Origin of the sequence: Bifidobacterium kimbladii, from assembly GCF_032193675.1 — a bacterium.
Classification (GTDB): domain Bacteria; phylum Actinomycetota; class Actinomycetes; order Actinomycetales; family Bifidobacteriaceae; genus Bombiscardovia; species Bombiscardovia kimbladii.
The window spans coordinates 175,238-188,008 of sequence record NZ_JASTZZ010000003.1 but is presented as its reverse complement, the minus strand read 5'-3'; the positions used below and the strand labels follow the sequence as shown (position 1 = coordinate 188,008).

10 protein-coding genes and 1 tRNA gene are annotated in these 12,771 nt (G+C 58.5%); 7 read left to right on the top strand and 4 right to left on the bottom strand.

Annotation, left to right across the window (positions count from 1 at the left end):
- Positions 1 to 26: 26 nt before the first annotated feature.
- From QRX41_RS05550 to QRX41_RS05540, 3 genes are all read right to left on the bottom strand, one after another.
- A complete protein-coding gene (locus QRX41_RS05550) occupies positions 27 to 992 on the bottom strand; it encodes a PfkB family carbohydrate kinase (RefSeq protein WP_267444613.1) in 966 nt (321 codons plus the stop codon).
- A complete protein-coding gene (locus tag QRX41_RS05545) occupies positions 985 to 2,451 on the bottom strand; it encodes a purine-cytosine permease family protein (protein WP_267444614.1) in 1,467 nt (488 codons plus the stop codon). Before QRX41_RS05545 ends, QRX41_RS05550 begins: the two co-directional genes overlap by 8 nt.
- A gap of 153 nt (positions 2,452 to 2,604) precedes the next feature.
- Positions 2,605 to 3,600 carry an ADP-ribosylglycohydrolase family protein gene (locus QRX41_RS05540; protein WP_313839249.1) on the bottom strand — a complete coding sequence of 332 codons (996 nt, stop codon included), beginning with the start codon at positions 3,598 to 3,600 and terminating at the stop codon, positions 2,605 to 2,607.
- A gap of 575 nt (positions 3,601 to 4,175) precedes the next feature.
- Here QRX41_RS05540 and QRX41_RS05535 point away from each other — a divergent pair.
- The 4 genes from QRX41_RS05535 to QRX41_RS05520 all read left to right on the top strand — a co-directional run bounded on the left by QRX41_RS05535 (position 4,176) and on the right by QRX41_RS05520 (position 9,448).
- Positions 4,176 to 5,558, top strand: a complete 1,383-nt coding sequence (locus tag QRX41_RS05535; RefSeq protein WP_198201350.1) for an MFS transporter — start codon at positions 4,176 to 4,178, stop codon at positions 5,556 to 5,558.
- 52 nt (positions 5,559 to 5,610) lie between these two features.
- Complete coding sequence (locus tag QRX41_RS05530; protein ID WP_144086046.1) at positions 5,611 to 6,720, top strand: LacI family DNA-binding transcriptional regulator; 1,110 nt, start codon at positions 5,611 to 5,613, stop codon at positions 6,718 to 6,720.
- Positions 6,717 to 7,739, top strand: a complete 1,023-nt coding sequence (locus tag QRX41_RS05525) for a nucleoside hydrolase (protein ID WP_144086047.1) — start codon at positions 6,717 to 6,719, stop codon at positions 7,737 to 7,739. The genes QRX41_RS05530 and QRX41_RS05525 overlap by 4 nt, the downstream gene beginning before the upstream one ends.
- A 545-nt stretch (positions 7,740 to 8,284) precedes the next feature.
- Entirely contained in the window at positions 8,285 to 9,448 is a 1,164-nt protein-coding gene (locus tag QRX41_RS05520; RefSeq protein WP_313839247.1) for an IS256-like element ISBast1 family transposase, read from the top strand.
- Positions 9,449 to 9,574: 126 nt separating this feature from the next.
- Here the strand turns inward: QRX41_RS05520 and QRX41_RS05515 are convergent.
- Positions 9,575 to 9,647, bottom strand: a tRNA-Ala gene (locus QRX41_RS05515).
- 213 nt (positions 9,648 to 9,860) lie between these two features.
- Between QRX41_RS05515 and QRX41_RS05510 the strand changes: the two genes are divergently transcribed.
- The 3 genes from QRX41_RS05510 (at position 9,861) to QRX41_RS05500 (ending at position 12,764) form a co-directional block, all read left to right on the top strand.
- Complete coding sequence (locus QRX41_RS05510; protein ID WP_313839245.1) at positions 9,861 to 10,886, top strand: D-2-hydroxyacid dehydrogenase; 1,026 nt, start codon at positions 9,861 to 9,863, stop codon at positions 10,884 to 10,886.
- A gap of 5 nt (positions 10,887 to 10,891) precedes the next feature.
- Positions 10,892 to 11,707 carry a DUF1287 domain-containing protein gene (locus tag QRX41_RS05505; RefSeq protein WP_313839243.1) on the top strand — a complete coding sequence of 272 codons (816 nt, stop codon included), beginning with the start codon at positions 10,892 to 10,894 and terminating at the stop codon, positions 11,705 to 11,707.
- 106 nt (positions 11,708 to 11,813) lie between these two features.
- Positions 11,814 to 12,764: a magnesium transporter CorA family protein gene (locus tag QRX41_RS05500; protein ID WP_024627661.1), complete on the top strand. Its 951-nt coding sequence runs from the start codon at positions 11,814 to 11,816 to the stop codon at positions 12,762 to 12,764.
- Positions 12,765 to 12,771: the final 7 nt, after the last annotated feature.

The window sequence follows — 12,771 nt, the reverse complement described above, 5'->3', positions numbered from 1 at the left end:
TGTTTCGTCTGGTTTTGCTCCGGTCATCATTGCAGGGAGCTGGCGGCCTTTCGTATGGCTTCTTCACTTGGGCATGTGGCTGGACCCCGCTGGGTAGTGGAAAGTGCTCCTGCACAGTTGGCCAGCACCAGGGCCTCCTCAATGGGCAGACCTTGGAAGATGCCCGCGCAGAGGACACCCGAGTGTGCATCGCCTGCACCGTTGGTGTCTATGGCATGGACCTGCGGGGTGGGAATGTACTGGCTCTGCATTGCATCCTTGGGCTGGCAGTACCAGGCACCGCGGGCGCCGGCCCTGAGAACCACCGGACTGTCCAGTCTCAACGAAAGCGAGCGGCAGAGGGATTCCAACTCAGTAACGTCGCCAGTTTCGGGTTGGCACCCCAGACGTTTCGCCAGGATTGGTCCCTCGCGTTCGTTGAGGGACCAGATAGGATGCAGACCGTTGACCGCATCAAGAACATCCAATGCAATATCGGCCACCATGGGTCCCAGGTCGAAGAGCACCGGAAATCCTTCGCCCTGGTGTTTCTCAGCAAAACCGAGCAGGCTTCGGGTGTTGTCCTTGTGGCAGAAGGAATACCCACTCAGGTAGATGACATCACCGGGAACCAGATTCATGCTTTCGTAGGTGCCCTCCGGTACCCGGGTCTCTGCGCCCCTCGCCGACACAAAGGTGCGTTCACCCGAGGGTTCGATCATGGCTACCGAGTATCCGGTGTCACAGTTATCCAGCACAGGCCCTTGTGCGGGAACCTGCAGGGCAGCAAGGGCTCCACGGGCCATGTCCGCCATCGGACCTGTGCCGATCGCCCCCATGTAGGCTATGGGTGCCCCCATCCGCCTGGCTGCCTGGATCACGTTGTATCCGCCGCCGACCTTTATGGCGGTTCGCCTGGCGAAAATGTCCCCGCCGCGTTCCGGGAGGTGGTCGATGTTCATGCTCAGGTCAATCACCACCTGACCGAGATGAAGGATGCTGGGTTCAGTCATTACTGCTGCTCCTCACCGCCACGGAGTCCTTGGAGAGGAGGTGCAAAATGGCATAGAGGATTCCTCCCAGCAGGAGGGATACCAGCCATGCCAGGCCGTTCCTGCCCAGGAAGCTGCCGGCCAGCGGTCCTGAGAACCAGACCTCGTTCTTGGAGACCTGGGCCGTCACGAACAGGAAGCCGACGACTATCCCCACCAGCCAGCTGACGATGGCCGGGAGGTTGATGCCGTGCCAGTACCAGTATGGGGAATCGGCTTGAAGATTCAGAAGGCCGTCCGAATCGTAGCGCTTGCGGAAGATCATATCTGACAGGAAGATGCCTGCCCAGGTGCTCAGCGGCACTGCCAAGAGGGAGATGAAGGTGACGAAGGGGCCGTAGAATCCGTCGGAGCCCAGCGTGAAGTACAGGGCTCCGCAGGTGGTCACCACCACATCGACGACGACCGCATAGACGCGGGGAATTCTGATGCCCAGGGTGATGGTGGTCAGGCCGGCCGAATATACGGACAGGTTGTTTGACATGAGCAACCCAGCGAAGGCGGCAATCAGATAGGGGATCGAAACCCAGGCGGGCAGGGCGCTTCGAACCGCGGCGACCGGATCAGCGGCGGAGGCAATGGTGGAGTTGCCTGCTGTCAGGACCGATCCCAGGCCGATAACCACGACCAGGGGGATGCCGGCGCCGGCTGCTGCAGTCAGGATCAGAGAGCCGGATTTTACCGAGGTCTTTTGGTAGCGGGCCATGTCTGCGCCGGAATTGACCCAGCCGATGCCCGTCCCTGCGGCTATGGTGCCGACTCCGATAAGGAAGGCGCTGGCTGACCCGGGGGCATTGCCGATGAAGGAGGACCAGTCGACGGTCGTGGCCAGATAGATGGCTACCAAGAGGGTAAGGGCTCCGAATATCCAGGTGGCCCACTTCTGCACAGTGAGGATGAAGGCGTGGCCTGCGGCCGAGACCACCACGGTCAAGGCCACGAAGACGGCAATACAGACGAAGGTCAGGAAGGGGGAACGCTTGGCATCAGCTGAGGTGCCGAAGATGATGGCGATCAGGGAGAGCAGGGCAAAAGCGCCAGTCATCGTGTTCACCGTCTCCCAGCCCAGCCTGGATAGCAGAGCCACCAGTGTGGGGCCCGCATTGCCTCTGACGCCGAAAATGGCTCGGGACAGGGTCAGCGTGGGGGCGCCGCCTCTTTTGCCAGCTATGGAAATGATGCCGACCAGTGCGAAGGATCCGAAGGCTCCGATGGTCGTGGCGAGCACGGCCTGCCAGAGGTTGAGGCCCTGGGCAATCAGTGTAGCTCCCAGAGGGATTCCCAGGATCGAGATGTTGGCGGCGAACCAGACCCAGAAGAGCTGACCGGGCGACCCGTTCCTCTGATCCTCGGGCACGGGTTCGATGCCCCTTTGCTCAACTCTGGAGAGGATGGTGCCCTCTTTTGGTGCAGTTGACATGGATTGTCTCCTTTGACTCACGATGTACTGGATGCAGCGATGGATTGTCTGGTCAGGCCTGTGGTGTGGTCTGGGTGGATCCCATGATCTCGGGGTTGACTGGATTTTACATTCTTGTATTCCTGAAGGATTCTGTCGTATCCGTTTTGCGCTTTACCTTAGGGTAATCAGGCCACGGGCAGTTTTCTGCAGGTCAAGGTGAGATACCGAAGCCACCTGGGAGCAGAGTGCAGGGTCGAACACCTCGGGGCCGGTGCATGCGCCGGTCATTGCGCCGGTCATGGCAGCGATGGTGTCCGTATCGCCGCCCAGGTTGACTGCGGCCAACAGAGCCGATTGGGGATCGTCGGCGAATCTCCAGGCCAGGGCAAAAGCGGCTGCCACAGACTCATTGGCCTCCACCGAAGTGCCGCAGTCTTCGATGAGGTGGCGTTCGAAATCGTCCTCATCGCTGAATTCTTCGGACACTTGTATTGCCTGACGGGCCCGAGCGGGAACCGATGCCTTGGGTGTCCAGGCTCCGGAGGTTTCCATGGCGGATACCAGGCGCAAGGACTCATTCAGTGCCTGGCGAACGGTCATTCCTTCAAGTCCCAGACTGACTGTCGTAGCGATCAGCGCTGCGCTTTGAAAGCCTGCGACCGTGTCGTGGGTGACCTGGCAGGACTCATAGATGCGATTGGCCAGCCGTCTGGTGTCTTCGGGCCTGTTGGCTATCCCTACCGGGGCGACTCGCATGGCCGCCCCATTGGTGGTGCCGGTCCTTCCTGTTGTCATGATGTCCGCGCCATGGCGAACCTGTTCCAGAGCCAGCTTGGTGGATGGCCCGAGCAGGTCGAGTGATCCGCGTGACTTCATGTCGTCCTCCCAGGCCAGAAGGCGCTTAGCGAACTCTTTGGGATCGATGTGTCCTCTGCCCTCGATGATCAGCTCTGCGACAATCAGTGCCTGCTCGGTGTCATCGGTCACAGATCCCGCAGGCAAACCTGGAGCGATCGGCTGATCCGCAATAGCATCACGAAGGGTGTCAACCCTGCCGTAGGCCTCATGGATGGCTGCTGGACTCATGCTCTGCGTGGGCATGCCCAGCGCATCTCCCAAGGACAGCCCAGTAAGTGCGCCCAGTGCGCCTTCCTCAATCGTGCTCATTGCCGCGCACCCCTCCCGAATTATTCGTTGTTTCGGACCAGGATCTTCTTAGCCTGAGTGAATAATATCAATACAATTGATCTGATCAGCCCGATAAGCATGATTCGTCATGATGATTGAACCTTATATCAGCCCTTGGTAGGGTAGTACAGTTGTAGTGATCGCTTAATCGTTGAGCAAGCATCTTTAAAGGTCGAACGAACCAAGACAGTTGCAAGGATATGCTTCGCGCTCGAATACTATGAGTCGCAATCGTTGGAATCCATTGATCGCTTTGATTGCTGATTTCTTGTTGCAATCAGGCAAGGTTTGAGCTTCGCAATGAATGGGAGCCCATCTTATGTGACCATGAACTCCATCCTGTGTGCTTGCCAATCAGCAAAACGGTAAACTCTCAAATTGACAAGGAAAACTACGCGCGTAGAATTTTGCATTGTTGGCAAATGGAAACGCGCAAAAAGTCGCTTTCCAATCTACGCGGGTAGAACAACGCTATTCAGCATCGAATCGCAATGATCCCCTGCAAGGAGGCATAAATGGGAGTGAACCGGGCCAAGAGAGGAAAACCTGAAACTGTGAATCAGCGATCCAGGTCGAATTCCGAATTGTCTGATCAACAGGAACAGGCAGCTGATGTCAACTTCCGCACCAAGGAGGGCAGGAAGAGCTTCTGGACCAATATCGTGGCCGTATGGTTGGGCACAACCATGGAATATGTGGACTTTGCCTTGTATGGTCTGGCTTCAGGGCTTGTCTTTGGCGACATCTTCTTTCCCGGGCAAACGCCGGTAATCGCTCTGCTCTCTTCATTCGCAACATATGCGGTCGGCTTCCTGGCCAGGCCTGTCGGAGCCTTTGTTCTGGGCAAGATAGGTGATAAGCGCGGACGTAAGTTCATCATGGTCTTCACGGTCATGCTGATGGGTCTGTCGACTACAGCCCTGGGGCTTTTGCCGACGTACCAAATGGTGGGCATTCTTTCTCCCATTCTCTTGATACTTTGCCGCGTATGCCAGGGATTCGGCGCTGGAGCCGAGCTGTCGGGGGGAGCAGTGATGCTCGCCGAGTATTCCCCTGTCAACCACCGTGGCCTGGTTTCCTCATTGATTGGCATCGGGTCTAATTCGGGCACCTTGCTGGCTTCTGCTGTCTGGCTTCTGGTTCTGCTTTTGCCCCACGACAGCCTGATTGCCTGGGGATGGAGGATTCCCTTCCTGGTCTCAATCCTGATTGCGCTTTTCGCTGTCTATCTGCGTCGCTCCATGCAGGAGACGCCCGCATTTCGTTCCTACCAGGCCAATAGGAAGAAGGAAGAGGCTATTCTGGCTGCCGCAGGCAAGCAGGAGAAGAAGTCCGAGGGTGGCTGGAAGGCCTTCTTCATCATGCTTGGTCTGCGTATAGGAGAGAATGGTCCCTCGTATCTTTCGCAGAGCTTCCTTATCGGATACGTGGTCACACTGGGCGTGAGCAAATCTGTGCCAACTACAGCAGTGCTGATTGCCTCTTTGTTGGGCTTCCTGATCATCCCCTTCTCCGGATGGCTTTCCGACCGGTTCGGCCGCAGGATTGTCTACCGCGTCTTTTGCCTGCTTCTGGTCCTGTACGCCTTCCCGGCCTTTGCCCTGTTGCAGTCGAAGAACACCATTGTTGTCAGCCTGGTGATAATCGTGGGTATGGGTGTGGCTTCGCTGGGCATCTTCGGAGTCCAAGCGGCCTACGGTGTTGAGCTCTTCGGCATTCAGCACAGGTATTCCCGGATGGCAGTCGCCAAGGAGCTTGGCTCCATCCTCTCCGGCGGCACGGCTCCGATGGTCGCTTCGGCACTGCTGGCAGCCTTCAGCTCCTGGGTGCCTTTGGCTGCCTATTACTGCTTGATGGCAGCGATCGGTCTGGTCACGACATTCTTCGCCCCTGAGACCCGTGGCCGGGACCTGACCCTGGTTGACGATGCGATCTGATGAATCTCCATTGAATCGGTAATCTGTAAGGAGACCAGTTGCAAGGAGGGGAATGGTGACGAGGCGTCCGACAAGGGATGACGTGGCCAGGGAGGCGGGTACTTCATCTGCCGTGGTGAGCTATGTGATCAATCATGGTCCACGTCCAGTCTCCGAGCAGACCAGGCGCAAGGTCTTAGATGCCATTAGGCGAACCGGCTATGTGCCTAACAATATCGCCAAGTCGCTGGCCAACGGGACCAGCGATACCTACGCCTTGCTGGTGACAGACCTGGCCAATCCCTTCCTGGCACAGATGACCAAGGCTTTGGAGCACAAGCTTTTCTCCTTGGGCAAGACCCTCCTGGTCGGCGATTCCAGCGATGACCCCAGTCGCCAGATGGAGCTGTTGGAATCCTTCCAGCGTCAGCAAGTCTCTGGTCTGGTTTGGTATGGCGTGGACCAGCCTCTTCCCATGGATGCCCTTGAAACCTACCCGGGAACCGTGGTTATGCTCAACCAACCGGAAGGACAGGAATTGAGTCCCTCTGCAGGGCGCCGAGTTCGATTGGGTCTTGACGAAAGCGAAGAGGCCAGGATGGCTACAGCCCATCTGATAGGGCATGGCTATCAAAAGCTGGCCATCATTGCCGGCCCTCGGGAGCGTCTCAATTCGCGGGAAAGAATCCGTGGGTGGAAGAGGGCCATACGTGAATCCGGCCTTGAGCCAGGGCAGGAGATCTTCGTTCCCTACACCTGCCAGGGGGGATACGAGGCGGCGGAGCTGGTCGACGATCAGGTTGAGGCTGTCTTTGCTTCGAATGAACTTCAGGCCATGGGTTTCCTGGCAGGCATGGCCCAGCGCGACAAAAAAGTGCCTGATGATGTTGCTTTGGCGGCGATGAATGGGACTGACCAATCCGCATATTTGATTCCGTCACTGACAGCCGTCCAGCTGTCCGAGGATGAGATAGCGGACAAGATTGCCAAGGTGTTGCTGAAACCGGACGGCGCCTATCAGGACACTGGCGATGATGGAGACGACAAACCAGGGGGTTACGAGACTTCCGTCGCTCCAACAAATCGTTCGGATGCTCCTGTCCGTACTGGTTTAGGCACAATTCCGGCAGCTCCACAGCTGGTCATTGGCCGTAGCTGTGGATGCAGCCAAAATGAGGTATGAAAACAGAAATGAAAGATGCAGTCAACATTATCGTCGACTGTGACCCGGGCAACGGTGTACCCGGAGCCAACGTCGATGATGCCCTGGCCATTGCCTATGCCTTGCGTTCCGAAAAGCTCAAGACCAGAGCAATATGGACCGTGTTCGGCAACACTACCTCTGATCTCGGTTATTCCAGTGCAGAGGCCTTGCTGAGATCCATGGGACGCATGGATGTTCCTGTCCGTCGAGGGGCGGATGGCCCGCTGCAGGGATCACGCCAGCCTTGGCTGACCAAGAGGCTGAATGCGGCCAGCAGCCCCGAGGCGCCAGAAGTATGGAGAAATGCCGTGGGATCGCAGGCAGGGTTCCATGCATCAAGCGCCGATAAGGTATCAGCCATACCAGAGGTTTCCGGGCCTGATCAGCTTGCGCAGGATGTGCTTGCTTGCAGCGGTTCGGTGTCCATTGCCGCCATAGGACCTCTCACCAACCTAGCCGGGCTGATCAGTGATGAGCCGCAGGTCGTTGGGCATATTGAGAGGATCAGCATCATGGGCGGTGCCATTGGATTCGGTGATGAGGTGGACACCAACTTCGCCGTCGATCCGGTGGCAGCCCGGCGGGTGTTGGAATCTGGTATTCCCATCACCTTGGTTCCGCTTGATGTGACCAGGACCACGCATCTGAGCCAGCGATGCTGGGATCGTATGATCGCCGAGGCCGATGCAAGCAAGGCGCCGTGGAAGGACTCGATGAACCGTTGGTTGAGACCGTGGCTGACATACAGCAGACGAACTCGACCAGTCGATGGCATGTGGCTTCATGACCTGGTATCCGTCTTGGCTCTTGCTGAAAGGGACCTGGTTGCTCTTCGTCCTGCACGGGTGAATCTTGCCGACAGCGGCAAGCTGTTATTGGCTGACAGAAATGGTGACCAGCCTGTTAGTGGTGTCAGATCGTATGAGGTGGAACTTTGCACTGGCGTGGATAATTCGCGCATGATTCAGGTCTGGCAGCAGGCTGTTCTGCCTCGCTGAAGTGCCGAGCCCTTTTCACTATCTCATGAGTTAGTCATGGGGGCTGCAGCACATGTACGCGTCCAGTTATTCCGCAAGTGGTTGGACTCTGCGGTGGCGGTCATGTGCTGTTTGGCAGCCTCCTGGACCTTCGAAATCCCAGGAATATTGTCAACCTGCATATAGCAACGACCCAAAACGCTGTGTGCATGACTATCGCCGGTCATGATGCCCGATTGCCCGTGGTGACGACTCTGCCTTGCTTAGGGGGTAGCTTTGCCAAAACACAATTGCAAGAGTCGAAAAACCATGGCTTTTTCACAGATCGCCCACAGTCAATGATGGCAGTTTGACTGTGCCAACACAGTCATTGGCAATGATTCAGACATGTATCGGCTGTTGCTGAGCATAAGGAAAGAAGAGAGCGATCTGGGGGCTATAGGAACTAAACGCGTTGTTTATGTTGGGGGTTTGGCCTTGTGGCTGTAAGCGTGTTGGGTGGTTGTTAATAGGTCGGGTTGTTAATAGGGGTCTTGCAGGGGTGCCCGTTCCTGTTCGATTGGGGAATGAGAACCAGATCGAAGAGGGCCAGGCATTGCCCCATATGCCATGGGCGGATGCGCAGGCATGGGCGCAACAGATCAGGCACGCAGCGCTGGATGTGTCCGTCCTGCTCGATCACGTCCACCGCGCGCAGGCAGGACCGGGCCCGCGCCGCGCAGTTGAGGGAGTTCCTGGACCGGCTGCTGACGGGCAGGACCCGGGAACAGATGGGGGCCATGGGCGCCAGGGCCTGGCGTAAACGGGTCGGCTGGTGCTGGAACATCAAGCCGGCAATCACACCGGACGGGGTGGTCCATCACACGCTCATGGCCGACGGCACGCATATGGCACACGGCTGGTGCCTCCTGATAGCGATCGACGGGCAGACGGGCCAGGTCATCGACCGGCAGTGGTGCCATCAGGAGAACACGGCGGCCTGCACGGCCCTGTCCTCCCGCATCCCCGGGCCCGACGTGCTCATCACCGACGGCCTTCGCGGCGTGCAGAAAGCCTGCCATGCCTGCTGGCCGGGCACGCGCATCCAACGCCGCCTGGTGCACGTGCAACGCAACACCAAAACCGACCCGACACTCAAACCACGACTTCAGGCCGGCAAGGAACTCGAGCGACTCTCCGACCAGCTCACCCGGGTCCATGCCATCGAGGAAGCGGTGCGTTGGGGTGAGGCCTTGAACGCCTGGCACGAAAGATGGAAAACCCTCATCGACGAACGCACCATGGCCAAGGACGACCCAGCCAACCCCAAAGCCAGCCACCAATCCTGGTGGTGGACCCACCAGGAACTCCGCCGCTGCTACCGCAGGCTCGAACACCTCTTCCAAGACAGGCAGCTCTTCGCCTTCCTGGAACCCGAACTCACCGCCGGCGGGCCAGTGGAACGCACCACCAACCGGCTGGAAGGAGGAGTCAACCCACCCATCAAACGCACCCTCCTGCAACACCACGGCCTACCCGAGAGCCACATGAGACGCGCCTGCGAATGGCACTGCTACATGAAAACCGACAACCCCGACCCCGCCAGCCTGATCAGGGACGAACACCACCAGCCACAACCAGCACCCAAACGGGAAACCAGACAGGAACAGGACGAGCCCGAACACTACGGCACCGCCATCAACTGGAACGAGTTCCACACACCAGTCAGATACCCCAACACCACACTCTGACCAACACACAACCAAACCCACACACAGAACCTAAAACAACGCGTTTAGTTCCTATAGGCCCCGATCTGGCGTTTGCAAGCCCAACGAATATAAAAAGATCCCGAGGTGACCTCGGGATCCTATCTGTGGAGCTAGGGGGATTCGAACCCCCGACCTTCTCCATGCCATGGAGACGCGCTACCAGCTGCGCCATAGCCCCGTGCTTGCCTTGCTTGGTGAAGCCTTGCTTATAGTACACCGGGATTGGCGAATGGAGCAACTCAGTGTGTTGCCCCGGAATTGCAGGGATTGTGAGCTATTTGATGGATTTTATCCTCGAATGGTCTTGAGGCATTCCTGAGCTTGCAAGTGCGCTAGCATGATGAACAAGGGGCGACCAAGGGGGTCGGCAGCAACGGAAAGGCGGCGGACCATGACCGGCAAAAACGATGCCGAAGTGCGGGTTCAAAAGCGGAACGAGAACCATCCTGGGGACCAGCTCATCATCAACTGCCTGCCCTTGGACCAGAGTGAACGACAGGAATTCCTCCAGGCGGCTCCAGGCGTTCGTCAGGAGTTCATTGTCGACACGGACATGCGGCAGAGCATGCATTGGCTCATCGATGTCCCTGAATCCCTCCGATCGGAGGCCACGATCATTTTGGGTAATCCGCCGGCCGAGCAGGTAGTTGCCTGCCGTAACCTGGTCTGGCTGCAGACCAGCAGCGCGGGTGTGGATGCCTACATGAAACCGGGGGTTCTGCCTCCGGACGCCATGTTGACCAGTGCCTCAGGCGCTTACGGGCAGTCGGTCTCCGAGCACATGTTCGCCATGATGTGGGCTCTGATGAAGGACCTGCCGGCCTACCGGGACAATCAGCGTTTGGGCCGTTGGGAACCTCGCGGGGCCGTCCTTTCGCCGCATGGCTGCCAGGTCCTGGTTTTAGGCACAGGGAATATCGGAGCCTCCTTCGCACGTCTGGCCAAGGCCGTAGGCGCTCGGACCATCGGTATCAGGCGCCATCCCGACCAGCCGGTGGAGGGGTTCGACCGTCTGGCTGGTTTTGACGATCTGGATGCCCTGCTGCCTGAGATGGATGTAGTGGCTCTGGCCCTGCCTTCAACGCCGCAGACCCGGCACATCATCGATGACCATCGTCTTGTATTGATGAAGTCCACCGCCGTGCTGATCAACGCGGGCAGGGGAGATGCCGTGGACTGCATGGCTCTGGCCCAAGCCTTGGATAAGGATGGCATTTTCGGTGCAGGTCTGGATGTGACCGAACCGGAGCCCCTGCCTGAAGATCACCCACTCTGGAGGCAACCACGCTGCCTGCTCACCCCGCATGTGGCCGGGGGAGCCCATCTACCCTCCAACATGGACAAGGTTCGGGAAATCTGCCTGGATAACCTTCATCGATTCATGGATGGCAGGCCCCTGCGTAACCGGATGAGGTGACCCTTATGGCGACAGAGCGAAACCACAGAGACCGCAGCCATCGACGGACAACGGTTCTGCGGTGGGCGGCCGTCCTGTTGGCGCTTGCGTTGATTGCGGCGGGTTCCTTGGCCCTGGCTGACAGGCTGATAGATGTCGGGGCTGCTCGCCATTCAGACAATCACAACTCCTCAGCAAACGGCCGCAGGACCGCTTCCCACGGCCCTCCCGGGTATTCTCCCGAGCAGACCGCGGCCCATTCGCCGCTGACCTCGCCTGTGGACTACAACCATGACGGTGTGGACGACTACACGGCCATGGTGCGTGGAGCCCATCAGGAGGCCCGCCGCCATCCTCATTATGACAGTGGCTACTATCAGGGCGGCTATCCCCCCGATGACCGAGGCGCCTGCACCGACGAGATCTGGAGGGCCTTCCGACAGGCCGGCTACGATCTGAAGGCCATGGTCGATGCCGACATCGCCTCGTCTCCTGGGGCCTATGCCGGAGCCATCAGCAGCCCGGATCCGAACATCGATTTCAGGCGCACCAACGTCCTGGGCGTATTCCTGTCCCGGCATGCCCAGCGTCTGACCAACGACACGGCGGCCACCGACCAGTGGCAGCAGGGCGACATCGTCATCTTCGACACCTCCTGGCACATCGGCATGGCCTCCGATAGAAGGGACGGTCGGGGCATTCCCCTGCTTCTGCACAACATGGGCCAGCGCGACAGGGAGAACGACTACCTGGGTTTGCCGGGCCATCGTCCCATCACCGGGCATTTTCGCTTCGACGCCTCCAAAATCCAACCCGCCGTCCTGCGGCCATGGCGGGGATGACCGGGGACTACCCTGCGGAATTGAACACGGCGGTAACTGGTTGTCTGCTACTATCGGTTCGGCCAGAAACGTCGGCCAGGTTCGAGCACGAGAGGCGGTGATGGCGATGATGAGAGTATTCAGCACCATGAACGGGCAGATCGAGCAGATCGGCAAGGCTTCCAAGGGCTCATGGATATGCTTATCGGCGCCCACCGATGTCGAGCTGGCCAACGTCTCCCAGACCACCGGTATCGACCTGGCTGACCTGCGTGCCCCCCTGGACGATGAGGAGCGCTCGCGTGTGGACGTTGAGGACGAGTACACCATGGTCATCGTCGACATTCCCCGGGCTGAGGAACGCGACGGCCGGGACTACTACGAGACCATCCCTCTGTCCATCATCGTCACCGAGGATCTGATCGTCACCGTCTGCATGCAGGACACCGTCCTGCTTCATCCCTTTATGGAGGGCACCATCCGGGGTTTCAACACCTTCATGAAGTCCCGCTTCATCCTGCAGATCCTCTACCGCAACGCCACCCTCTACCTGCGCTACCTGCGCATCATCGACCGCGAGTCGGACCGGCTGGAGCTCAAGCTGCGCCACTCCATGCAGAACCGCGAAATTCTTATGCTGCTGGAGCTCAACAAGACCTTGGTCTACTTCGCCACCAGCCTCAAGTCCAACGAGATCGTCCTGGAGAAGCTGACCGGGCTGGAGCGGATCAAGCGCTACCCGGACGACGAGGACCTTCTGGGCGACGTGATCACGGAGAACAAGCAGGCCATTGAGATGGCCAACATCTACTCAAGCGTGCTTTCGAACATGACTGATGCCTTCGCTTCCATCGTCTCCAACAACGTCAACAATGTGATGAGGATCTTCACCATCATCTCCATCAGCCTGTCGGTGCCCACGCTGATCTTCTCCATGTATGGCATGAACTTCAACCAGGGCATGTTCGGCATGCCCTTCACCGACAAGCCCTGGGGCTTCGCGGTCGTGGTGATTCTTTCGGGTCTGGTGACCGCCTTGGTGACCTGGTTCCTGACGCGCTCGAGAATGTTCAAGTAGGTGTCGA

Excerpts from the sequence above, each read along its gene's own strand:
- QRX41_RS05500 (WP_024627661.1), top strand. The coding sequence starts at position 11,814 with ATGATGAGAGTATTCAGCACCATGAACGGGCAGATCGAGCAGATCGGC.
- QRX41_RS05540 (WP_313839249.1), bottom strand. The coding sequence starts at position 3,600 with ATGAGCACGATTGAGGAAGGCGCACTGGGCGCACTTACTGGGCTGTCC.
- QRX41_RS05505 (WP_313839243.1), top strand. The coding sequence starts at position 10,892 with ATGGCGACAGAGCGAAACCACAGAGACCGCAGCCATCGACGGACAACG.
- QRX41_RS05510 (WP_313839245.1), top strand. The coding sequence starts at position 9,861 with ATGACCGGCAAAAACGATGCCGAAGTGCGGGTTCAAAAGCGGAACGAG.
- QRX41_RS05520 (WP_313839247.1), top strand. The coding sequence starts at position 8,285 with ATGAGAACCAGATCGAAGAGGGCCAGGCATTGCCCCATATGCCATGGG.
- QRX41_RS05545 (WP_267444614.1), bottom strand. The coding sequence starts at position 2,451 with ATGTCAACTGCACCAAAAGAGGGCACCATCCTCTCCAGAGTTGAGCAA.
- QRX41_RS05530 (WP_144086046.1), top strand. The coding sequence starts at position 5,611 with ATGGTGACGAGGCGTCCGACAAGGGATGACGTGGCCAGGGAGGCGGGT.
- QRX41_RS05550 (WP_267444613.1), bottom strand. The coding sequence starts at position 992 with ATGACTGAACCCAGCATCCTTCATCTCGGTCAGGTGGTGATTGACCTG.
- QRX41_RS05525 (WP_144086047.1), top strand. The coding sequence starts at position 6,717 with ATGAAAACAGAAATGAAAGATGCAGTCAACATTATCGTCGACTGTGAC.